16 protein-coding genes and 1 tRNA gene are annotated in these 23217 nt (G+C 71.2%); 7 read left to right on the plus strand and 10 right to left on the minus strand.

The annotated features are described in order from the left end of the window. Positions 1-72 precede the first annotated feature (72 nt). The 4 genes from AB0M87_RS05380 (at position 73) to AB0M87_RS05395 (ending at position 7720) form a co-directional block, all read left to right on the plus strand. Entirely contained in the window at positions 73-477 is a 405-nt protein-coding gene (locus tag AB0M87_RS05380) for a globin (RefSeq protein ID WP_365850320.1), read from the plus strand. Between the two features lie 151 nt (positions 478-628). Continuing rightward, positions 629-4009 carry an ABC transporter permease gene (locus AB0M87_RS05385; RefSeq protein ID WP_365850321.1) on the plus strand — a complete coding sequence of 1127 codons (3381 nt, stop codon included), beginning with the start codon at positions 629-631 and terminating at the stop codon, positions 4007-4009. A 1-nt stretch (position 4010) separates the two neighbouring features. Continuing rightward, positions 4011-6728, plus strand: coding sequence for an ABC transporter permease (locus AB0M87_RS05390; protein ID WP_365850323.1), 2718 nt, complete (start codon positions 4011-4013; stop codon positions 6726-6728). Next, on the plus strand, positions 6725-7720 hold the full coding sequence (locus AB0M87_RS05395) for an ABC transporter ATP-binding protein (protein WP_365850325.1): 996 nt from the start codon (positions 6725-6727) through the stop codon (positions 7718-7720). The genes AB0M87_RS05390 and AB0M87_RS05395 overlap by 4 nt, the downstream gene beginning before the upstream one ends. A gap of 93 nt (positions 7721-7813) precedes the next feature. On the opposite strand, the gene AB0M87_RS05400 is transcribed toward AB0M87_RS05395, so the two are convergent. From AB0M87_RS05400 to AB0M87_RS05440, 9 genes are all read right to left on the minus strand, one after another. Further along, positions 7814-8551, minus strand: a complete 738-nt coding sequence (locus AB0M87_RS05400; RefSeq protein ID WP_365850326.1) for a hypothetical protein — start codon at positions 8549-8551, stop codon at positions 7814-7816. Beyond that, positions 8548-8970, minus strand: coding sequence for a thioesterase family protein (locus AB0M87_RS05405; RefSeq protein WP_365850328.1), 423 nt, complete (start codon positions 8968-8970; stop codon positions 8548-8550). The genes AB0M87_RS05400 and AB0M87_RS05405 overlap by 4 nt, the downstream gene beginning before the upstream one ends. A gap of 2 nt (positions 8971-8972) precedes the next feature. Beyond that, positions 8973-10637: an energy-dependent translational throttle protein EttA gene (ettA, locus tag AB0M87_RS05410; RefSeq protein ID WP_365850329.1), complete on the minus strand. Its 1665-nt coding sequence runs from the start codon at positions 10635-10637 to the stop codon at positions 8973-8975. Between the two features lie 606 nt (positions 10638-11243). Continuing rightward, on the minus strand, positions 11244-12086 hold the full coding sequence (locus tag AB0M87_RS05415; protein WP_365850330.1) for a polysaccharide lyase family 7 protein: 843 nt from the start codon (positions 12084-12086) through the stop codon (positions 11244-11246). 187 nt (positions 12087-12273) lie between these two features. Then, positions 12274-13062 (minus strand): MBL fold metallo-hydrolase, encoded by a 789-nt coding sequence (locus AB0M87_RS05420; RefSeq protein ID WP_365850331.1) that lies wholly within the window; start codon positions 13060-13062, stop codon positions 12274-12276. Between the two features lie 198 nt (positions 13063-13260). Further along, positions 13261-14589, minus strand: a complete 1329-nt coding sequence (locus AB0M87_RS05425) for a Cys-Gln thioester bond-forming surface protein (RefSeq protein WP_365850333.1) — start codon at positions 14587-14589, stop codon at positions 13261-13263. 328 nt (positions 14590-14917) lie between these two features. After that, positions 14918-15319: a single-stranded DNA-binding protein gene (locus tag AB0M87_RS05430; protein ID WP_365850335.1), complete on the minus strand. Its 402-nt coding sequence runs from the start codon at positions 15317-15319 to the stop codon at positions 14918-14920. 66 nt (positions 15320-15385) lie between these two features. Then, the gene (locus AB0M87_RS05435; RefSeq protein WP_365850337.1) at positions 15386-17485 is read right to left on the minus strand and encodes a GTPase; all 2100 of its coding nucleotides are present in this window, start codon (positions 17483-17485) and stop codon (positions 15386-15388) included. Beyond that, a complete protein-coding gene (locus tag AB0M87_RS05440; RefSeq protein WP_365850952.1) occupies positions 17482-19086 on the minus strand; it encodes a dynamin family protein in 1605 nt (534 codons plus the stop codon). The genes AB0M87_RS05435 and AB0M87_RS05440 overlap by 4 nt, the downstream gene beginning before the upstream one ends. A 339-nt stretch (positions 19087-19425) precedes the next feature. Between AB0M87_RS05440 and AB0M87_RS05445 the strand changes: the two genes are divergently transcribed. Then, positions 19426-19498: transfer RNA gene (locus AB0M87_RS05445), tRNA-Arg, on the plus strand. Positions 19499-19676: 178 nt separating this feature from the next. Then, positions 19677-19925: a hypothetical protein gene (locus AB0M87_RS05450; RefSeq protein WP_365850339.1), complete on the plus strand. Its 249-nt coding sequence runs from the start codon at positions 19677-19679 to the stop codon at positions 19923-19925. Between the two features lie 417 nt (positions 19926-20342). On the opposite strand, the gene AB0M87_RS05455 is transcribed toward AB0M87_RS05450, so the two are convergent. Continuing rightward, complete coding sequence (locus AB0M87_RS05455) at positions 20343-21773, minus strand: MFS transporter (protein WP_365850341.1); 1431 nt, start codon at positions 21771-21773, stop codon at positions 20343-20345. Between the two features lie 93 nt (positions 21774-21866). Between AB0M87_RS05455 and AB0M87_RS05460 the strand changes: the two genes are divergently transcribed. Continuing rightward, positions 21867-22787 (plus strand): LysR family transcriptional regulator, encoded by a 921-nt coding sequence (locus tag AB0M87_RS05460; RefSeq protein WP_365850342.1) that lies wholly within the window; start codon positions 21867-21869, stop codon positions 22785-22787. Positions 22788-23217: the final 430 nt, after the last annotated feature.

Here is a 23217-nt window from a genome sequence, read left to right on the forward strand (position 1 = left end):
GCGAGCGATGCTCGGGCAAGCAGATCAGCCGGGGCCCCGGTTCTGTGGCGTGACGTCTGAGACCATGGACGAGTGACAGAGATTCCGCGCGGCACGCTTCAGGAGCAGACCTTCTACGAGCAGGTCGGCGGCGAGGAGACCTTCCGGCGCCTGGTCCACCACTTCTACCAGGGCGTCGCCGGGGATCCCGAGCTGCGGCCGATGTACCCGGAGGAGGATCTCGGCCCTGCCGAGGAGCGGCTCACGCTGTTCCTGATCCAGTACTGGGGCGGCCCCCGCACCTACAGCGACAACCGCGGCCATCCCCGCCTGCGGATGCGGCACGCGCCGTTCCAGGTGAACCGTGCCGCCCATGACGCCTGGCTGCAGCACATGCGGGCCGCCCTGGACGAAATAGGGCTCGCCGAGGAACACGAGCGGGAGCTCTGGAAGTACCTCACCTACGCCGCGGCTTCCATGGTGAACACCGAAGGCTGAGCGACCGGGCCCGCCCTCTCTGCGGAATCCGGTACTCCGTCCCCGTATTCCGGTCACAATCCAGTGAAGGTGCCCGGGCGAACCGTTTCAGAAACCACCATCCTCTGCCAGCATCCGGAAAGACGTTCGGGGGCGTGGGTCGGGGGGATGAGTGACGGGGTTCGTTTTTCTGCGGGTGCGGGCGCATCGGCTGCTGCTCACCGCGGCGCTGCTGGCCGTGCTGCTGACCACCTCGGTCCTCGCCACTCTCACCGCGTTCTCAGGTTCCATCGGCGACGCCGGGCTGCGCCGCACCCTGGCCGCCCAGAGCTCCGCATCCGCGGCGATGGTCGTCCACGCACAGTTGCAGCCGGGCAGGGCCGAGGCGGCGGACCCCGTCGTGCGCGAGCATGCGCGGCAGACTTTCGACGGCTTGCCGGTCACCGTGCGGCGGCTGTCCTCTTCGGGGCCCTACGCACTGCCGCGCAGCCTCCAGACGTCCGCAGCCCGGGCCGGAGACCCGGACCTCACCCTGTTCGCCGCGATCGACCGTTCGCGGGTACGGCTCTCCTCGGGAAGCTGGCCGCACGCCTCCGCCGGCGGCGGTCCGGTGGAGGTCGCACTGCCCGAAACCGCCGCGAAACAACTGAAACTGAGGACCAGCCGGAAACTCACGCTGGGCGACCGGCTGCACACCTCCGAGCGGGTGACCGTCCTGATCACCGGCGTGTACCGCCCCGCCGACCGCACCGATCCGTATTGGCAACTGGACCAGGTGGGCGGTCGCGGGGTGCGGACGGTCAACTTCACCACCTACGGTCCGCTGCTCACCGATCCGGCCGTACTCGCCGCCGGGCACGTCACCCCCGGCGATACGGCCTGGCTGGCGTCCGCCGACTACCGCGGCATCACCACCGACCGGATCGGTGCCCTGCGCTCGGCGGCGAAGAGCGGCCCGGCGAAGCTGATGAAGGAACCGGTGCTCAGCGGTCAAGGCACCGCCGCCACCTCGCTGCCCGCCGTCCTCGACCGGGCCGACCGCGCCCTCCTGGTGGCCCGCTCCTCGCTGTTGATCGTCGCTCTGCAACTGGTGCTGCTCGCCGGTTACGCGCTGCTGCTGGTGGCCGGGCTGCTCAGCTCCGAGCGGTCCGGCGAGACGGAGCTGCTGCGGGCCCGGGGCGGGTCCCGGCTGCGGATCGCCGCACTCGCCGCGCTGGAGGCGCTGCTGCTCGCGGTGCCCGCCGCGGTGTGCGGACCGCTGCTCGCCGGTCCGCTGACCCGGCTGCTGTCCGGGCAGGGCGCCCTGGCCCGGATCGGGCTGCATCTCGACACGGGCGCCAGCCGGACGGTCTGGCTGGTGTCGGCCGCCATGGCACTGGGATGCGCGGCCGCTGTGATCGTTCCGGCGCTCGCACCGTCCCGCGCGTCCGGCCTGCCCCGGCGGAACCGGCCCAGGGCGCTGCCCGCGCCGGTACGGGCCGGTGCCGATGTCGGCCTCCTGGTCATCGCCGGGGTCGCCTACTGGCAGCTGGACCGGCAGACCTCGGGCAGCGGAGCACTCGGCAGCGACACGCACGGCAAACTCGGAATCGACCCGCTGCTGGTGGCGGCGCCGGCGCTGGCTTTGCTCGCCGGCACGGTGCTGACGCTGCGGCTGCTGCCGCCCGTGGCGAAGCTGGCCGAGCGCCGCGCGGCCGGCGGCCGCGGGCTGTCAACGGCCCTTGCGGGCTGGCAGTTCAGCCGCCGTCCCACCCGCAACGCGGGGCCGGTGCTGCTGCTCGTCCTCGCCGTGTCGATGGGCATCCTGGCGGTGGGCCAGAGCGCGTCGTGGGACCGGTCGCAGGCGGACCGGGCGGACTTCCGGTCGGGGGCCCCGATCCGGATACTCGGATCCCGTACCAGCGTATTCGGCCAAGCAGGCGCCTACAGCGGGCTGTCCGGGGTGCGCGATGTCGCCCCCGCCGCCCGCTCCGCCATGACGCTGTCCGGTAACCGGGAAGCGACGGTGCTCGCACTGGACAGCCGCCATGTCCCCGACCACCTGCAGCTCAGGGACGATCTCGCCGACACGTCACCGGCCGCGCTGCTCGAGAGCATCGCACCCGCCGACACCAGGAGGACCGGCGTCCTGCTGCCCGCCGGCACCGGGCAGCTGAGACTCCGGCTGCGGCTCACATCGGAGGGCGCCCCGCACGGCGCCTCGCCCGCCGCTGTGAGCAGCGCGGTGACCGCCCTGGTCGAGGACCGCTATGGGATCCCGTACCAGTTCCGGATCGGCGATCTGCCGGCCGACGGCCGCCCCCACACCCTCACACTGGACCTGCGGAAGGAGGCCGACGCACCGAATGGCACACCGGCCGGTCCGGTGGCGCTGACCGGTGTGGAGACCGATCTGACCCAGCCGTTCACCGCGGAGACCCACCGGCTCTCCCTCGAAGGGCTGCGTGCCGCGCACCCGGACGGCAGGGAACAGCCGGTCGCACTGCCGGAAAGCAGCCACTGGTCGGGGCTGCGGACCGTCGCGGGGCTCGCGTTGCCGGAACCCTCACTCAGACTCGCGGCCGCCGGCTCCGCGGGAGGCCCGGTCTCCGTCACCTATCCGACGGGGGCCATCGCCGACCCGGACGACCTTTACGGGCAGGTCCCCGTGGTCACCGTGCGGCTCACCGCACTCAGCAGCCACCCCGCCGCGCTCCGTGCCGTCGCGACGGACCAGTTCCTGCGGGCAGCCTCAGCGCGGGTCGGGGACACGGTGGACGTGCCGCTGGGCGGCCGGACGGTCAAGACGAGAATCGTCGGAGCGGTACGCGAACTGCCGACGACCGGTCCGGGCGCAGACTCCGGCTCCGACGACACCGGCTCCGGCGACAGCGGCTCCGGCGATGCGGGCTCCGACGACAACTGGGGCGGCGCGCTGCTGATCGATCTGCGGGCGGCGAACCAACTGCTCACCGCCGCTCCCGACAACGTCATCAGCCCTGTCTCGCCCGCTGAGTGGTGGCTGTCCACCGAGCCGGGCAAGCAGAAGCAAGTCGCGGCCGCCCTACGGGACCGGCCCGACCTCGACGCCGATCAGATCGTGGCCCGCGAGGACATCGCCGGCCAGCTGGTGAACGATCCGCTGGGAGCAGGTCCGCAGGCAGCGCTCGCGGCGGCAGCGGTGGCCGCCGCCGCCCTCGCGGCAGTCGGCTTCGCCGTGGGTGCGGCGGGTTCGCTGCGGGAGCGCTCGGAGGAGTTCGCGGTCCTGCGCGCACTGGGCGCTCCGCGCCGCCGGCTGGCCCGGCTGATCGCTACGGAGCAGAGCGTCCTGATCGCCGTCGCCCTACTGGTGGGCGCGGTGTTCGGCGTGCTGCTGACCAGGGCGGTGGTGCCGCTGATCGTGCTGACCGGGCAGGCGGCGCAGCCGGTTCCGCGGGTCCTGGTGGAGCTGCCGGCCGGCCGGATCGCTCTGTTGCTCGCCGGTATCGCGGCCGTGCCCCTGCTGATCGTCGCCGCCATCGCACTGCGCCGCGCCGACCACGTATCGACACTGCGCCACCAGGGAGGCAACTGAGATGCGTACCCCGGCTGTTGCCCCATGGGTCCGTACCCGGCTGCGCACCACGCCCGGCGCGGCCGCCGCGCTCGCCGTGCTGGTGCTGTTCACCGCCGCTCTGGCGGCCGCCTTCCCACGCGGTGTGGACACCTACGAGGACCAAGGGCTGCGCTATGCGGTGGCCTCGGCCCGCCCCGACCGCAGCGCGGTGCAGGTGACCACCCGGCCGTCGAGGGAGCTCGGCCCCACCGACCAGGACAAGGCGTTGCGCCCCGCCCAGCTCAGCGTGGTCACCCGGTTGGTGCTGGCACAGATACCGCGAGAACTGACCTTCGACCGCCCACAGTCGTCGTACGGAGTCCGCACCGCCAAGGCGGTGACGACCCTGGACGACTGGCTTCCGCGTCCCGAAGGGCTGGCCGCGAAGGTCTCCGTCTCCAGCCAGTCCGCCCTCGCCTCGCACGCCAGGGTGGTCCATGGACGGCTGCCGTCGTCGGAGGGCCAGGTGTCCAGGACCACCCAGGACGTGGAAGCAGCCGTCACGCCGGAGACGGCCGAGAAGCTGCACATCAAGGTCGGTTCGGTGGTGCACGTCAAGGGTGTGCAGCGCGGTTCGGTCGGCTTCCTGATCACCGGCATCGTCGAACCGCTGCGACCGACGGGAAGTTACTGGTCGGTGGACTCCGTGCTGCGCACCCCGCAGCTGGCCCGGGTGCCGTCCAAGGTGCCGAACCCGCCCCACTACTGGCTCGGCGGTCTGCTGCTCGCTCCGCAGGCGGCGCCCGTCCTGCAGATGACCGAGGGGAATCCGGAGGTCTACTGGCACCTGGCCCCCGCCTCCACTCGTCTCACCACGCCCCGGCTGCCCGCGGCCCTTTCCGCGGTCGGCTCCATCGAGGGTGGCCCCGGACTGGTGCGGCTGCGCACGGTCATCGGCCAGGAGGGGGTGGTCGTCACCGATCTCGACGAGATTTTCCATGACTACACGGTGACGCGCGACGCCATCAGCCCGGTGGTGGTGGTGGCTGCCTTCGGCACGGCGACCGTGGCCGCCGTGGTGCTGCTGATGGCGGGCGGGCTGGCCACCGCGCGCCGGCGGGCCGAACTGTCACTGCTGCGTTCCCGCGGCGGTTCGCTGCGCGGCATCGGTGGCCGGCTGCTCGCCGAGACCGTGGTGGTGGCGCTGCCCTCGGCCGCGCTCGGCCTGGGTCTGGCGGTCGTGACGGTGCCGCACGGCCGGTGGTGGCCCGGGCTGTGGGGCGCGCTGGCGGTGGCCGTGGTCGCCTGCCTGGCGCTGCCGGTCCGCGCCGTGGCCACGCACCGCAGACTTCGGATGAACGGCGCGCGCGAGGACATCGTCCGCAGCCGCCCGTCCGGACGGCGTACGGTCGCCGAACTCACCGTGCTGGTGCTTGCGGTGAGCGCGGTGGTGGCGCTGCGCCGACGCGGCACAGCGGGTGGCGGCGAGCTGGTGAGCGCGGCCCCGGTACTGCTCGGGGTCATCGCGGCGCTGGTACTCGTGCGTCTCTACCCGTTCCCCTTGCGCCTGCTGGCCGGGCCTGCGAGCCGGCTGCGCGGCACCGTCGGCTTTCTGTGGCTGGCCCGCGCGGGCCGCTCGTCCGCGGGCGGCGTGCTACCGCTGCTCGCCCTGCTGACCGCGCTGAGCACCGCGGCCTTCGGTGGCTCGGTGCTGGCCGGGATCGCTCATGCCCGCGACCGGGCGGCCCTGTTGTCGACCGGCGGGGACTTTCGGGTGACGGGAGCGGGCGCGCTGCCCGCCGGCCTGGCGAAGAAGGCCGCGGCCGTGCCCGGGGTGCGGTCGGTGGCGCCGGTCCGTATCGAGGACGACGTGGTGATGCCGGACTCCGGGCAAGCCGTGCCGGTGCTGGGCGTCGACCCGGATTCGTATGCGGAACTCGCCCGCAGCACCGGACTCGGGGCGTTCCCGGCCGACCGGTTGAAACGGCCGGCCCACTCGGACCCGCTGCCCGCGATCGTCTCGCCGGATGTCGCCGACCGGCTCGGCACCGGGTCCCGGACGCTCAAGATCGCCGGATACGACATCCCGCTGCGGATCGCCTCGGTGGACCGCCTCACGCCGGTGCTGCCCGGCTCCGACTTCATCGTGGTGAACGCGGCGGGGCTCGGCAGGACGGACCCCACCACGCTGATGATCACCGGTCCCCCGTCCGACGCCGGAGCGCTGCGGGCGTTGGTGCGCGGCGCCGACGCCGGCCTGCTGGCGCGCGGTGAGGAGCGAGCGAAGTACGCCGACTCGCCCATGCAGCGGGGCGCCGGGCGGATCTACCGGGTGGGGGTCATGGCAGGGGCCGGGTACGCGCTGCTGGCGCTGCTGCTTTCCCTGTTGCGGACGGCTCCGGAGCGGACGGCCCTGCTGGCCAGGTTGCGCACCATGGGGCTCGCCCGCGGACAGGGCCGCAGACTGCTTGTCCTTGAGGCACTGCCCCAAGCGGTGCTCGCGGCAGCCGGCGGCGCGCTCACCGGCTGGGTGGCGGTACGCCTGCTGGCCCCCGGAATCGACCTGACCGGCCTCGCGCTGGCCACCACCAGCACGCTGGCCCCCGGCGGCGAAGCCCAACTGCGGGCGGATCCGTGGTCCCTGGCGCTGCCCACCCTGGGCGTCGTGCTGCTCGCCGCCGGGGTCGCCGCGGTACAGGCCTGGTGGTCCGGGCGCAGGGGATCGATCACCGAACTCAGGGCAGGAGACGCGCGATGACAGGAACCACCTCCGACACACCGTCCACCGGAACCACTCCCGGTACGACGCTCGCCGAGCTGGAACGCCGGGCGACGGCACGTCGCGGCAGGCCGCAGTACGGCCATGACGCGCTGATCGCCTGCGACCGATTGGTACGGATCTTCAGCACCGACGGGGTCGAGGTGCAGGCCCTCCAGGGGCTCGATCTGCTGGTCGCCGATGGCGAGTTGATGGCTCTGGTCGGCGCTTCCGGCAGTGGCAAGTCGACGCTGATGAACATCCTGGCGGGGCTGGACGTCCCGACGGCGGGCGCCGCGTCCGTCGCCGGCCGCGATCTGCTCACCATGGACGCCGGAGCGCGGCTGCGCTACCGGCGTGATGTGGTCGGCTTCGTCTGGCAGCAGACGGCGCGCAACCTGCTGCCGTATCTCACCGCCGTACAGAACGTGGCGCTGCCGATGCAACTGCGCGGCCGGTCCCGCAAGAAGGCCGAGCGGGCGGAGCGGCTGCTGACCCTGCTCGGTGTGGCACACTGCCGCGACCGCAGGCCCCGGCAGATGTCCGGCGGCGAGCAGCAGCGGGTGGCGATCGCGGTCGCCCTCGCCAACGAACCGTCGGTGCTGCTGGCGGACGAACCGACGGGCGAACTCGACTCGCACACCGCCGAGCAGATCTTCGGCGCCTTCCGCACCGCCAACGAGGAACTGGGCACCACCATCGTGATCGTCACCCATGACCAGGCCGTCGCGAGCGAGGTACGGCGGACGGTGGCGATCCGCGACGGGCGCACCTCGACGGAGGTACTGCGGCGCACCCAGGTGGACGCGGCGACCGGTGAGGAGTCGGTGGTGGCCCGCGAGTACGCGATGCTCGACCGCGCGGGGCGGCTGCAGCTTCCCACCGAGTACACGGAGGCGTTGCAGATGCGGGACCGGGTGGCGCTCGAGCTGGAACAGGACCACATCGGGGTGTGGCCCGACACATCGGCGCAGGCCGCGCCCGAGGCCTGACCGGTCGGCGTAGACCGCGTCCGAGGCCTGACCGGTCGGCGTAGACCGCGTCCGAGGCCTGGCGCGCGCCGCCCGGCCGCCGCAGGACCCGTACTACGCCGGGGTGACGCTCAGCCCGCCGAGACCGATCGACTCCGTCGCCCTGCGCACCGCCACCGAGCCGTACGGGGTGCGCAGCCGCAGCCAGGAACCGGCGGCGAGCAGCGCCAACGGCTCGCCGGGCCCGCCCGCCGTACCGAAGTCCGGCACCGCGACCCGTACCGGCCGCAGGAAACCCAGCGACTGGGCGGCGTGCGCGGCCCGTACCGGGAGTTCGGTGTCGCCGACCGGCCGCGACCAGATCTCCCGGCCGATCCGGTCGAACTCCGCCCGGGTTCGCCGGTCGGCGGCCAATCCCTCGGTACGCGCCCGGAACTCGGCGACGACGGCCGCGACGGCGGACCGTATCGCCTCGGGCGCCGGCAGGCCCTGGACCTGCCGCCAGCCGCTGCGGGGCGGCAGCAGACCGGCCCAGGGCGGCCCGGTGACCGCGGCGGGGACGGCGGCCGTGCCGGTGGTCTCGTCGACCGACTCGAGGAGCTCCCCCGCGGACACCGTGACGTCCAGCGCGGCGGGCGTCGCCAGACGGGCCGTGCGGATCGCCAGCACCTCGAAGGAGGGCGGGCGCCCGAAGACCGCGAGGCTGTGCGCGCCACCGGGCCCGGCGCCGCCACCGGCCGCGCCCGCCTGCAGCCGCACCGCGGCCGCCCGGTCGTAGTGGATCAGCCGGGACAGGAAAGCGGCGAGATCGGCCGCTTCCCCCGCGTCGGCGAACGCCAGGCGTGCCGTCATGCGACGAGCGCTCCCGGCGCGTCCAGGTACTCCTGGAGGTAGGCCTTCTCCTCGGCGGTGATCCGCCGCGGCCGCTGGGCCCGGAGGTCGTAGGGGACGACGATCGTCGACGCCCGTACGTACACCTGCTCGGCGTCCTTGACCTCGTAGGCGATGGTCAGCGAAGCCGCGCCGATCTTGGTGACCCAGGACTCGACGGTCACCGGCTCGTGCCGGTGGACCAGCGGGCGGACGTAGTCGATCTCGTGCCGGGCCACCACCGACCCGCCGGAGAACGACGGCGAACCGTCCCCCGGCGCGAGCCGGAACATGAAGTCGATCCGTGCCTCTTCCAGGTACCGCAGGAAGACCACGTTGTTGACGTGCCCGAAGGCGTCCATGTCCGACCAGCGCAGGGGGCAGGAGTAGATGTGCCGCACGGTCAGCCTCGCGTCAGCTTCTTGTACGTGGCACGGTGCGGGCGGACCGCGTCCGCGCCGAGGCGCTCGATCTTGTTCTTCTCGTACGACTCGAAGTTGCCCTCGAACCAGTACCACTTGGAGTCACCCTCGTACGCCAGGATGTGCGTGGCGACCCGGTCCAGGAACCAGCGGTCGTGGGAGATGACCACGGCCGCACCGGGGAATTCGAGCAGCGCGTTCTCCAGCGAGGAGAGCGTCTCCACGTCGAGGTCGTTGGTGGGCTCGTCGAGGAGCAGCAGGTTGCCGCCCTCCTTGAGGGTCAGCGCCAGGTTGAGGCGGTTGCGCTCACCACCGGAGAGCACCCCGGCCATCTTCTGCTGGTCCGGCCCCTTGAAGCCGAACGCCGAGACGTACGCCCGCGAGGGCATCTCGACCTGGCCGACGTTGATGTAGTCCAGCTCGTCCGAGACGACCGCCCAGAGCGACTTCTTCGGGTCGATGTTGCCCCGGGTCTGGTCGACGTACGAGATCTTGACCGTGTCGCCGACCTTGATGGAACCGGTGTCCGGTGTCTCCAGACCCTGGATCATCTTGAACAGCGTGGTCTTGCCCGCGCCGTTCGGACCGATGACGCCGACGATGCCGTTGCGCGGCAGGGTGAAGGACAGGTCCTCGATGAGCACCTTGTCGCCGAAGGCCTTCGAGAGCTTCTCGACCTCGACCACGATGGAACCCAGCCGCGGGCCCGGCGGGATCTGGATCTCCTCGAAGTCCAGCTTCCGCATCTTGTCCGCCTCGGCGGCCATCTCCTCGTAGCGGGCGAGGCGCGCCTTGGACTTCGTCTGCCGGCCCTTGGCGTTGGAGCGCACCCACTCCAGCTCCTCCTTGAGCCGCTTGGCGCGCTTCTCGTCCTTGCGGCCCTCGACCTTGAGGCGGGCCGCCTTCTTGTCGAGGTAGGTGGAGTAGTTGCCCTCGTAGGGCAGCGCGCGGCCGCGGTCGAGCTCGAGGATCCACTCGGCGACGTTGTTCAGGAAGTACCGGTCGTGGGTCACGGCCACCACGGCACCGGGGTACTTCGACAGGTGCTGCTCCAGCCAGTTCACCGACTCGGCGTCCAGGTGGTTGGTGGGCTCGTCGAGCAGTAGCAGGTCCGGCGCCTCGATCAGCAGCTTGCAGAGCGCGACGCGGCGCTTCTCACCACCGGAGAGGTTCACCACGGGCCAGTCACCGGGCGGGCAGCCCAGGGCGTCCATGGCCTGCTCGAGCTGCGCGTCCAGGTCCCAGGCGTTGGCATGGTCCAGGTCCTCCTGGAGCTTGCCCATCTCCTCCATCAGAGCGTCCGAGTAGTCGGTCGCCATCAGCTCGGCGACCTCGTTGAACCGCTGCAGCTTGCCCATGAGCTCGGCGGCGCCGTCCTGGACGTTCTGCAGCACGGTCTTCGACTCGTCGAGCTGCGGCTCCTGCATCAGGATGCCGACGCTGTAACCGGGCGAGATGTACGCCTCGCCGTTGGAGGGCTGCTCGAGCCCCGCCATGATCTTCAGCACCGTGGACTTACCGGCACCGTTGGGGCCCACGACACCGATCTTCGCGCCGGGCAGGAAGTTCAGGGTGACGTCGTCGAGAATCACCTTGTCGCCGTGCGCCTTGCGCGTCTTGCGCATGGTGTAGATGAACTCAGCCAAGAGAAACCGTCCGGCAATAGATGTGTGGGCAGATACACCCCATCTTGCCTGACGTCCATCCCCGGATGGAAACCCGTATGGACGAGGGGCCGTGACCTGGCCTTTCGCCTGTCCCGCCGGTAACTGGCCTGTCACTGCCCGTCGCTGTCGGTCACGGCCGAGCGACCGCGCGCGGCCCAGGGACGGCCCGACGCCGTCCTTGATCAAAGTCGATGGCCTGTTGCGCTTACTCGTAGATCCGGGCAGCGGTCAGGGCCCGAGCGAAGAACGCGCAGTCACCATCGGGGGGCAGCTCGTGCTCGGAGTTCCGGTACCAGGCCGGAGCCCCGGCGACCCAGGCTTCCAGGGACTCCAGGAACCTGTCGAGCGTCGGGTTCTCCCAGTGCTGGCCGTTCTCCGCGTGGTCGGGGGAATATCTGCCGCTCCGCCCCCGCTCGCCGGACAGGCAGCCGGTCGAGACGACTCACCCTCACGGACAGATCAACTGGCCGGCCTGGACCGGCTCGCGAGGGTCTGCCGCGTCCGGTGGGCGTCGGGCCGACAAACCCGCCGGAGGCCTGGCTTTCGTGAGCCGGGCCTCCGGCCAGGGTGCGGAGACGTGCGCAGTCAGCCGTGCGAGACGGCGAGCCCGTAGAAGCCGACGCGGGCGCCCTTGGTGGTGCTGCTGGAGGACGACTGGTTGTACGAGCCCGCCTTGAAGTACTGCTTGTACGCGTTGAAGGATGACGGGATGGCGTAGTGCGTGGTGCTGCCGTTGACCGTCAGGTCGATGGTGTGGCCGCCCGAGACGGCGATCGTGTAGCTCCATGTCTTGCCGACCGAAACGTGGCCCACCGTATGGGTCGTCTGGCCGCCCGAAGGCGAGTCCTCCGTACCGACGACGATGTCGCCGTTCGACCGGTAGTACAGCTCCACCAGCGGCTTGGTGGACGAACCGCCCGTGCCGAGGTGGATCTGCCCGACGCAGACGTTCGATGTCACCGACACCACCCGCAGTGTCGCGCTCAGGCGGTGGCTGCCGCCGAGCGACCAGTTCGCGGCGCTGCCGTCGCGGTTCATCTCGCGCAGTTCGGAACGGGCGTAGTGGGAATTCGGGGTGGTGACGCCCTTCTCAGGCGCCCAGAACGTCATCGCGCCGTCGCGAGTGTCGGTGTAGAAGTACGAGTCCTGGAACCCGTCCGCCCCTTGGAGCCGGGACGACGAGATCGTGGTCGGGTGCCCCGCCGAGCCCACCGGCTCCTGGAGCTGCCACACCGACAGATCGAAGTTGCCCCCGGGTGCGACCGACGGGTCCGCGAGGACCCGGGCGCCGCCGTGGGACCCGTCCTGCACAGCGGGCGCGGGGCGCGGAGCGCTCGGTGCGCCCGACGCGACGGGGGCCACGAGGGCCAAGCCGCCGAAGGCGGCGGTCACAGCGGCCAGGGAGATGAACAGCGTGCGGGTACGCATGGGGGGTGCCTTCCCGTCGACTCAGTGGTCTCGGTCAGGGGCGCGGAAACTCTCCGCACCTCCGCGTTCACGCACATGAACAGTGAGTGTGTTCATGAACACGGAAAAGGTAAGCCCATGACGTGAGCGCGTCAACGGCCGCGCTACTGCGGAAGTGCCGGCTGAGAGCGGCACACGTCCGCGGCTGTTACAGCTCGATCCGCTCCCCGGGCTTCGGCAGCCGCAACCGATCGGCCAGACCGGCCTTCCCGAACGCCTCGGTCAGCGTCTCGGCGCCCTGGGTGAAGTGCCCCCAGTGCTCGAAGTGCAGCGGTACGACCCACCGGGCGCCGAGGAGCGCGGCCGCCTCTGCGGCCTGATCACTGGCAAGGGTGAGATATGCGTCGCCGACCAGGGGGGTCCGGGCGCCACCTGCGAACAACAGCGCCACGTCGAACGGCCCGAACCGCTGAGCGATGGCACGGACCACGTCCAGTGACGCGTTGTCGCCGCTGACGTAGACCGTCGGCAGGTCATCGCCGGACAGCACGAAGCCGGCGACCTCTCCGACCAGGTGCTCGCTGCCGTCAGGTCCGTGCTGGGCGGGTACTCCGGTGACACGCAGCGTTCCGCCGTCCGGGCGCCTCAACTCGACCAGCTCGCCGTCGGCCAACGCCCGCACGTTTCCGCCGAGTCGCTCGCGCGCGGAAGCGGTCGACAGGGTCAGGGCGGCTTCGGCAACGTATGCGCGGCCAGAGCGATCGAGATTGTCCGGGTGCTGGTCGTGGGAAAGCAGCACCGCGTCGACCCTGCCGATCTCGACCGGACCGAGCGCCGGGCCCACACTCTTGACGAGCTTCCGGTCGCCGAGGGGGTAGTCCCCCGGCGCGTCGAAAGTGGGATCGGTCAGCAGCCGCAGACCCGCGAACTCGAGGACCGCGGTGGGCCCGCCGACATAGCGAACGCTCAGTCCAACGGCCGGATTCGATGCGCTCATGACTGCCCTTCACCTTCTCCGAGTCGACGGGACGCCCGTCGCATGATCAGCAACGCGTGCACGCCGACAGGCATTCCGCGTCCGGCAACCCGGTGGGGGCGCCGCGACGGAAACGGCCCCGGTACGCCGAGGCGTACCGGGGCCGCAGCAGCCATCACACGTTCACGCCGTGCTGACCGACTGCTTACGCTGCGGGGCTTACTGACCCGAAGCGTTCTTCCTGCGGAGCATGAAGACCGCGCCGCCACCGATGACCACGAGGACGACCGCGATGCCCGCGATCATCGGGGTGGAGCTGGAGCTACCGGTCTCGGCGAGGTCGCCACCGTTGCTGCCCGAGGAGCTGCCGCCGGCCGAGGCCGGGCTGGGCTGCGACGACGGGGTGGCGCTGGGGGCGGGGGTGCCGGCCGTCTTGCAGTCGAGGACGCCCTGGAAGCGCTTCTCGAAGCCGTTCGGGCCCTTGATGGTGAAGTCGTAGGCCTGGTCCTCGGCGACCGGGATGGTCACCGTCTGGGACTTGCCCGCTTCGATGGTGTGCTTCTGGCCGCCCAGCTCGAAGGTGAACGGCTGGTCACCTTTGTTGCTGGCGGTGATGTCGACGCCGCCCTTGGCGCAGTCCTTCATGGCGGAGACCGCCGGGATGGCGCCCTTGCTGGCCCAGTTGGCCGTGGCGACCGCCGCGACCGACGCGGTGCTGGTGCCGGCCAGGATCTGGGTCTGGCTCTTGGACTCGCTGACGAAGGCACGGCCGATCGGCACCGTGGTCTGCGCGCTGACGGTCAGCTTGGCCGAGCCGGGCTGCGTGCCGGCGGGCACCTTGAAGAACAGCTGCGCGCCGTCGGTGGCCTGGGTGACGGGCTTGCCGTCCTTCCCCACGACGGTGACGCCCTGCGGCGCGCCGGGGGCGAGCGCGACCTCGGCGCTGGAGGCGTTGGTGTGCACGGTCACCGGACCGAGCGACTCGCCCGGGTGGCCGGCCACCTCCGCGGAACCGAGCGACAGCGACGCACCGGGCTCGCCGACGTTCTGCGCTTCGTGCTCCAGCGCGTCAGTCAGCTTCTGGACGTCCGGGTTCTTCGACGTGGCGTCGACGTTGTCCGAGAAGTGCCAGATGGCGGCCTGGGTGGCGGCGGCCGCCTGGCCCTCCTTCAGCGTGACGCCGAACGTCTTGCCGAGTGCGTCGGGCGACACCTGCGGGTAGGAGTGCTCCAGAATCCAGCGAATCTTGCCCGCATTGTCGTTGTGCACGAGCGACGACTCGGCCCAGGTGACCTCCTTGTAGGAGGTCATCGGCTGGGTGTAGTGGTGCAGGTCGATGCAGTAGGTCTTGATCGACCCGCCGCCGTCCACCTTCAACTCGAAGAGGCCGGCGCCCTCATCCTTACCGTCGATCTGTACCGTGTCGCCGACCGCGACGGTCGCCTTGTCGAGCGTCGCGGTGACGCCGGAGGAGCTGGTCGGCGAGTCGTCAGCAAACGCAGGGCCGGCAACGGCAAGCGTGCCGCCGGCAACCAGTCCTGCGGCCACAGCCGCAGCGGCAAGGCGGGACGTGGCCCGTCGCCGTATGGAAGAACCAGAAAACACAGAATTCCCTTCGGGCAAGGACCTTTCGCGCGAAGCGCGGCGCGGGTGCGCGTGGGGAGGTTCCTCGCTGGACTCAAATGCCCCGTGAGTATCCACGGATCCTAGAGACGCAGAGGCAACAGAGTCTCCACACATGCCGTCAGATAACCATTCTGAATCAAAATCGTTATCACACCCCCGTCCCACCTGGGCATATCGACAAATCTCTACGGTCAGGGGCAGTTGGCGCGTTTTCGCCTCGGCAACGCCGCGGCCGGCCGTCCGCGCGGGATCAGGGCACCGGCTCCTTCGTGCGTTCGACGAGGGCCGGGTCGGCCTTGACCACCCGCTTGAACGCCGATGTTCCGCGCGTCAGGTCATGGCCCACGGCGACCGCTTCGAGGTCCGCCGAGAACCTGCGCTGTCCGTCGCGGTCCTCCTCCCGCACCCGCAACCTGCCGTGCACCACGAGGGGTTCACCCACCGAGACCGAACCCGCCAGATTCGCCGCCAGCGTCCGCCATGCCCAGACGGTGTAGAAGCTCGTTGGTCCGTCCGACCAGGTCTGCTGCCCGCGGTCCCAACGCCGCGCAGTGACCGCGAACCTGAATCGAACCATTCCTCCGGTCACCGAATCGCGGAATTCCGGCTGGGTCGCCACATTTCCTACCAGCGTCACCAAAGTGTCGTTCATATCCCTGGCCCTTCCTGTTCCGGACCATGCTGGCCGGAGAAGGGCGATCCCGCTCAAGCCTGTGGATTACTTGTCGGTTGTGGACAAACCGTCCACCGTCACATACTGCTCGCGCACCTCCCGGTACCGCAGCAGCTCCCCCGCGACCGGGTCGAGCACCTTGGCCCGCCCGCAGGCTCCGGCGGCCTCCCGCAGCCGCCGCTCGACGTCCTGGCCGTGCCGGCGCGCCGGGCCCCGTACGGCCATCGCGCAGAGCCACTCCACGAGCGGGCCACCGGCGGTTCCGGCCACGATGACCAGCACCGGGGTCAGCGGCCCCGCGTGCAGAACGCCCGCCGCCTCGGCCAGCAGCCAGAGCACGCCGAGGACCTGGTGCACCGTCATCAGGATCTGAGTCAGTACGGCGGCCCGCCACCAGGCCGGCCGGGACGAGCTGCCGTCGGTGGCCTGCTCGACCGCCTTCTCCGCCAGCTCGTCCAGTGCCTCGGGCAGGCACTCCGCGCCGCGTACGGCCGCTTCGCGCACCGCCAAGGCCCATGGCGTCGGCAGCCCGTCCGTCGTTTCGTCGGCGACCGTGCGCACCGCCTGTTCCACCTCGTGCCGGGAGGTGGCCTCCGGCTCCGTCTTCGTCCCCGCCGATTCCGATTCGGCTTCCTGCACGGTCGGTTCGAGCCCGCCGGGGGCCCGGGTGGACTCGTACCAGCGCCAGAGCCGCAGCCACGGTGTCCCGCAGGCCTTCATGGCGTTCAGGCTCCACTCGCGCTCCGCGCTCTCGCCCACGGCCGCCGCGCCCACCGCGTCGCCGAGCCGCTCACCGAACTCCTCGCGGGTCAGTTCGTCGAGCCCGGGGTGCCGGTCGGCGATGTACGCCGGACGGAGCCCGTTCGCCGCCGCGTCGACATCCGCGGACAGCCGCCGTGCCGCGGCGCCACGCTCCTGGACGAACCGCCCCAGCAGCTCCCGCAGTTCGCCCACCCCGTCACCGGTGAGCGCCGAAAGCGCCAGCACGGTGGCGCCCGGCTCACCGTGCTCGCCGAGTGCCATGCCGTCGTCGTCGAGCAGGCGGCGCAGATCGTCGAGCACCTGGTCGGTGGCGTCCCCCGGCAGCCGGTCCACCTGGTTGAGCACCACGAAGGTGACCTCGGCATGGCCGGCGAGCGGCTTCAGATAGCGGTCGTGCAGGGCCGCGTCCGCGTATTTCTCCGGATCGACGACCCAAATCACCGCGTCGACCAGCTCCATCACCCGGTCCACCTGGTCGCGATGGGCGGTCACAGCCGAGTCGTGGTCCGGCAGATCGATGAGGACGAGCCCGTGCAGTGCCTCGCCCGGTCCGGCGCTCATCCAAGGCCTGCGGCGCAGCCGCCCCGGAATCGACAGCCGGTCGAGCAGTCCCGCGGCGCCGTCCGTCCAACTGCAGGCTAGCGGCGCGGACGTGGTGGGCCGGCGCAGCCCGGTCTCGGAGATCGCCACCCCGGCCAGGGCGTTGAAAAGCGTCGACTTGCCGCTGCCGGTCGCGCCCGCGATGGCGACGACGGTGTGCTGCGAGGAGAGCCGCTGCCTGGCCGACGCCTCATCGAGCACCCGGCCGGCCTCGCCGAGTGTCGGCTCCGCGAGCCGGGTGCGGGAGAGTCCGACGAGCTCGCGCAGCGCGCCCAGCCGGGTGCGGAGTTCGGTGCCGAATGCGACGGTGCGGGGGAAGTCCTCGTAAGGCTCGAGCAGCCTGCGCAGGTCGAAGTCGGGTGAGTCGCCGGTTTCGTCGTCCCGCGCCGTCGCGCGCCGGGCGATGAAGCCGTCGTCCCACTGGTAACTGGAAGGCTCGGCAGCGTCTGCCGTATCCGGGGTATCAGCGGCGCCGAGCCTGTCACCCAGGTCCTGGAATCCCGCGGCCGTGGCTCTCCCGGGTGCCTCGTCGGCCCCGGCGGCGGCGCTGTGCTCGGCGGCTCCGGCGGTGCCGGAGCGACCGTCGGTGCCGGCGGCGTCTTCCGTATCGCGTGCGTCGGCGACTCCGGTCGCACCGTTCACCGCGGCTTCACCCCTCACCTCACGCCTGCCGAACACCTCGCCGTCCTCACGGGAATCCTCTGCATCGGCCCGATCCACCGCATCGCCGGCATCACGAGCCCCACTGCCACGGGCCTCGATCGCCCCAAAGGTTCCGGTCATCGCAGGTACCTCTCCTTCTGCAGTACGGACAACGCGGCGATCAGTGCGGCCTGCGGCTCGGGCCCCACATCGAGTGCGTCGAGCGGTGCGAGTCTGCGGTCACGTTCGGCGTGCAGTACCCGGTCGATATAGCTGCTGAGCAGGTCGCCGCCCTTGTCCCGTAGCCGCAGCACCCCCTGTGCGCCGATCCACTCGGCCAGCCGCTCCCCCGCCCGGCGTGTCCGGCGCCCGCCGAGCAGCGCGGCGGCGAGAAGCGCCGCGACCGCCTCGGGGTCCGGCGCGGACTGCCGGTCGAGATGCTGCACCTCTTCCTCGGCCAGTTCCTCGAGCACCCGGCGCCAGCGCCGCACCGCGACGCCGACACGCTCACCGGTGTCCATCACCTCCGTCCGCAGCTCGGCCGCCGCGGACTCCTGGCGCCAGGTGTCGCGCACCCGCTCGTCGGCGGCGGCCACCGCGCACTCCAGCAGGACCGTCAAACTCTCCACCAGCGCGTCCAGCAACTCCCCGGATGAGCTGACCAGCGGATAACCGCGCCATCTGGCCCGCGCGTCGCCGGCCAGCGCCGCCCCGGCCCGCAGCCGCGCCCGCACCCGCGCGCCTTCCCTCGCGTACGCCTCCTCGACGGTGCCGGTGAGCCGTACGGCGGCCGCGTACTGCACGGCAACGGCCGCGGCCAGCTCGGGGAGCCGTGAGCCGAGCGAATCGATCACCCCGTTGGCGGTGCGGTCCACCGACTGCTGCCGGGCGGCCGGGTCCTGCACCCGGTGGGTGAGCCAGGCGCGCAGCGGCGCCACCGCTGTGGTCGGCAGCAGCCCGCTGCCGCCGCCGGCGGACTCGGGGAGCTCGGGGATGGTGAACCGCGGCGCGTCGCCGAGGCCGGCCCGGGTGAGCAGCGCGCCGTACTGCCGCGACACCTCTCCGACGATCTGGTGCGGCACCCGGTCGAGCACGGTGACGAGCGTCGCGTTGTACTCCTTCGCGGTACGCAGCAGATGCCAGGGCACGGCGTCCGCGTAGCGCGAGGCCGTGGTAACCATGACCCACACGTCGGCGGCGCAGATCAGCTCGGCTGCCAGGGCGCGGTTGCCCGCGACGAGCGAGTCGATGTCCGGCGCGTCGAGCAGAGCGAGCCCGCGCGGCAGGCTCTCCGCCACTTCGACCCGGAGCGTGCTGCAGGTTCCCTGCGCGGACTCGTGCGATCCGGCGTCGTCCCCGGTGTCGTCCTGCTCCGGCAGCCATACCCGGGTGAGTTGGGGCAGCACCCGCTGTCCCGCGAACCAGTGCTGATCGTCGGGATGGCAGACCAGCACGGGGGTCCTGGTCGTCGGTCTGAGCACCCCGGCCTCACTGACCCGCCGACCCACCAGGGAATTGACCAGGGTGGATTTCCCGGCCCCGGTCGAACCACCGATCACGGCGAGCAGGGGCGCCTCCGGGTATCTGAGCCGGGGTACCAGATAGTCGTCGAGCTGTGCGAGCAGCTCGGTCCGTGTCCGGCGCGCACGCGGCGCCCCGGGGAGGGGGAGCGGAAGGCGCACGGCGGCGACTCGGTCACGCAGGGCGGAGAGTGCGTCAATCAGCTGAGGCCGTACATCCAAGGTCACCACATGGGAAGAATGCCCAATTTGGTTCGCTTTTTGAAGCGTATAGCCACTTCTGCGCGCCGATCGGGGGTGATCAGGGCCGTTCGGACACGAGGGACACTCGGGACGAGTGGGACGCAGGCATAACGAGTGCACAACACCCGGGCCGCGAGGCGCCAAAATCCGTGCGAGATTCGTACCCGCCTGCGATTATCGGTTCGCTTCACCGAACCTCCACATCGTGTCATGGAGGTGGAGCATCGGGGTGCAGGCGAACGGAGCCCTATCCTGTTCCCCGGCAAGGTCACGCACCCGTCCGACCCGGGGCTCCAGGCCACCGAGGCCACATGTCCGGCCCCCGTAGCTCAGTGGATAGAGCAGGCGCCTTCTAAGCGCTTGGCCGCAGGTTCGAGTCCTGCCGGGGGCACACCGCCCGCACGGCGTCAGGCCCTCCCTCCGGGAGGGCCTTTTTGCTGGTGCGCAGCACCGTAGCGGGCGCTCCGTAGCGAACGCATAAGCGACGGACTTCCCTGCTTGTCACTGACACTCGCCCCTGGGCCCGCTTTGACGCGCACGGCTTCGATCCCTTGCCTTTGCTCAGGTCCTTGTACGAGGTTGACGCCCGCGCCAAGGTCATCGGTCAGGTAGCCGGCATCCTGCACGGTTCTCCTGAGTTGACCGGGGACCTCTACCTGCTGTGGGACGGCGACCCAGTTCAGGCGCAGCGCCTGACCGTCGCCGCCCCGGGCGGCTTCGATGTCGACTACGTCCGGCGCGATGATCTGTTCCGCATGCGCCGAGCGGTCGGCAGCCCGAAGGACCTGCGCCGTGCGGAGGAACTCGAACGCCTCTGATCCGGTCCGGCTCAGGGAGGCATCCGGCGGCGAGCGATCGTCGCTGCCGCCCCACGCCCAGGAGACCGTCACGGCTTACCCCCGTCCGTAGCGGACCGGACGCGGCGCTCCCGAGCAGGGGCCCTTCGCCGATACCGGGGAGATTTTGATCAGGGTGCGGGCTCGCGGCCGGGATTGGCGAGTCCGGTGCGGATCCGGTCGATGGCCCAGTCGGGGTGAACCTTCCCGGCGGGCGGGGCGACGTGCGGCTCCTAGGGGGCGGGCAGCCGGATCCCGGAATCCCCGGAGCCGACATTTCATGTCACGCTTCCGCTGAGCCGCCGGGCCCGGACAGGCGTCGGGAACCGACGCTGAGCTGATGCCTGAGCTGATGAGGCCGCGGTCCTACCGACCGGGGCCTCATCAGCGTTCCTGGCACTATGCCCCCTGGCGGCGACGACTGTGTCGGTTACCGCCGGCCTTCGAAGTGGCGCTTGCGACGAGTACGACCGCGATCGCTCCCACGACGAGGAGGACGAACCCGGCCGTGGGCAGGGTGGCCAGCGTGCCGAGTGCCGCAACGCCGAGCGCCGAGCCCGCCTGCCGAATGCCGTTGAGCGCGCCCTGGCTGGTGGCGGCGTACTCGGGTGGCGCGGACAGGGCCATCGCGGCGGCCGCACCGGGGATGGAGAGAGTGCCCGAGGCGGCGAGTGCGAGCTCGGCCGCGATGACCAGGACGATCGACGGGTGATGCCCCGTCGTGAAGATCAGCAGTACACCGGACAGCACGGAGGCGGACATACCCGACAGCAGTACCGGTCGCGGTCCGTATCTGGCCACCAGCCGGCCGGTGAAGAAGGGCATCACGCAGACCGGAAAGGCGATGGGCAACGAGGCCAGACCGGCCTTGAACGGGGAGAGCTGGTAGGTGTGCTGCAGCCAGACGGCGAGCATGTACATACCGCCGAAGTAGGCGAAGCAGGACACCGCTGCGGCCACCATGGCGGCGCGTACCTTCGGGAGGGCGAGCAGCGCGGGCGGCAGCACCGGGGAGACGACGCGGCGCTCCACGGCGGTCAGTGCGGCGAAGGCGAGCACCGCGATACCGATCGGGAACAGTGCGTAGGGCGAGCTCCAGCTCTTGATGCCCGCCTCCACCAGTCCGAAGGTGAGCGCGCCGAGTCCTGTGGTGGACAGCAGCAGTCCGGCGCGGTCGAGGGCGCGCGCTGCCCGGACGGGCGAAGACGGGAGACGCCGGGCGAGCAGCAGGGCGGCGAGCGCGATGGGCGGGTTCGCCAGGAACACCAGCCGCCAGCCGCCGAGTTCGACCAGACCCCCACCGAGCACCGGTCCGGCAGCGGCGCCCAAGCCGCTCAACGCGGCCCAGGAACCGATGGCACGGGTACGGCGGGCAGGGTCCGGGCTGATGTGGATGAGCAGTGCCAGCGAGGCGGGCACAAGTCCGGCTCCGGCGGCGCCGAGCAGGGCGCGACCGCCGATGAGGGAACCGACGTCGGGCGCGAGGGCACACAGTACGGAGAGCACAGCGAAGGCGCCGAGCGCGTAACCGTAGACCCGGCGCGCACCCCACCTGTCGGCGAACACCCCGCCGGCCAGCAGCAGTCCGGCGAAGACGACGGTGTACGCGTCGACGGCCCAGGGCAGTGCGGCCGCAGCCGGGTGGAGGGAGCTCTGCATGTCGGGAACAGCGACATTGAGGATGGAGGTGTCGAGGGGGACGAGCAGATTTCCCGTCGCGATTCCGGCAAAGGTGAGGCGGCGCCAGGCGGCTGAGGGGGGAACCGCCACGGCAGGCGGCGCGGTGGGTGAGGTGGTCCGGGTGGCGGGGGCCACGCTGTCGGTCGTCATGGAGGAAGCGTGGCCCGGCATGCCTCCGGTAGGCGACGGCGTAACTTCGATGACCCCATCGGGATGTCCGATGGACGCCGGTACGCTGGCCGAGTGGACACTCGCTATTTGCGCGCCTTCGTCACTGTCGCAGACCACGGTGGGATCTCCGCTGCCGCCCAGCAGTTGGGGTACGCGCAGTCGAGCGTGAGCGCCCAGCTCAAGCGCCTCGAAGCGGACCTGGGCACGACCGTGCTGGTGCGTGCGGGGACGGGTGCGACCCTCACCGAGGCCGGGCAGCGGCTGCTGCCGCACGCCCGCGAGGCGCTGGAACTGGAGGAGCGGATGCGCCGGGCCACGCTCGGCGGCAGGCCCAGACTGCGGATCGGCGCTCAGGAGTCGCTGGCGCATGTGTGGATGCCGGAGGTGCTGACGGCGCTGGAGTACGGCGCGAGCGGCCCCGGACCGGGCGTCGACGTCGAGCTCACGGTCGCGTCCCGGAGCCGGCTGGAACGCGCCTTCGCTGCCGGTGAACTGGACCTGGTTTTCCAGTACGACAACGGGGCACGGGCGCTCGGTCCGCACAGGGTGGTCGGACACGACCGCGCGGTGCTCGTGGCGGGGCCTGCCCACCCGCTGGCGCGAGCGGAGTCAGTGACACCGGAACAGACGCTGGCATACGACTTCCTGGTGTCCGAGCCGGGCTGCACCGCGGAGATGCTGGTGGACCGCTTCGGGCGCGACCTGCTCGCGGGGGCCGAGACCGCGGTGATCACGGGCTCGCTGTCCGCACTGCTGCGGCTGACCGCGCATGGTCGCGGTCTCGCACTGCTGCCGGAGCTCACGGTTCAGCGGGAGCTGACGGAGGGCGAGCTGGTCGAGCTGCCGCTCGCCGGGCAGATTCGCCCGGTCAGCATCGTCGCCCAGTGGCAGCCCCGTCTGGGCCTATCCGAACGGCCACTGCTGGCGCTCCTGGACGTGGCCCACCGCGCCGATCCGCTGCCCGGGGTCTCCTCCCGGGCGCACGCGTCCTGAACCGTTCCTGGACTTCCTCAGTGCCACGGGCGCCGAGCTCGGAGCCGACGCGTACGACCTGGCCGGAGACGACGACTCCGGGCGAGCACGTGACCTCCTCCTCACCTGGGCGCATGAGTGGTACTCCGACGGCTTGACCACAGCGCGAGGAAGCCGGTTCCCCGCATTGAACTGCCGGGTGCAGCCGTCCTTGCCGCCGTGCACGGCGGAGGGGACTGAGCGGCTATGACTACCGAGGCCGCCAGGCGCGTACGAGATCCTCCCGCCCCCAAGTGCGCGGCCGAGGCAGATCACCGGCCACCCCACAACGGGAGGCCGCGACCCCTCCAGCTGCTGCCTCGCCGTCAGCGCGTCGGCCCACGCTTCGAAACCCGGCGGAGTGCTGGCCCGGCCCCGGGGGTGGCTTTACGACACCCGGACCCCCAGCCGG

The organism is Streptomyces sp. NPDC051320, from assembly GCF_040682175.1.
In the GTDB taxonomy this organism is placed as follows: Bacteria; Actinomycetota; Actinomycetes; order Streptomycetales; family Streptomycetaceae; genus Streptomyces.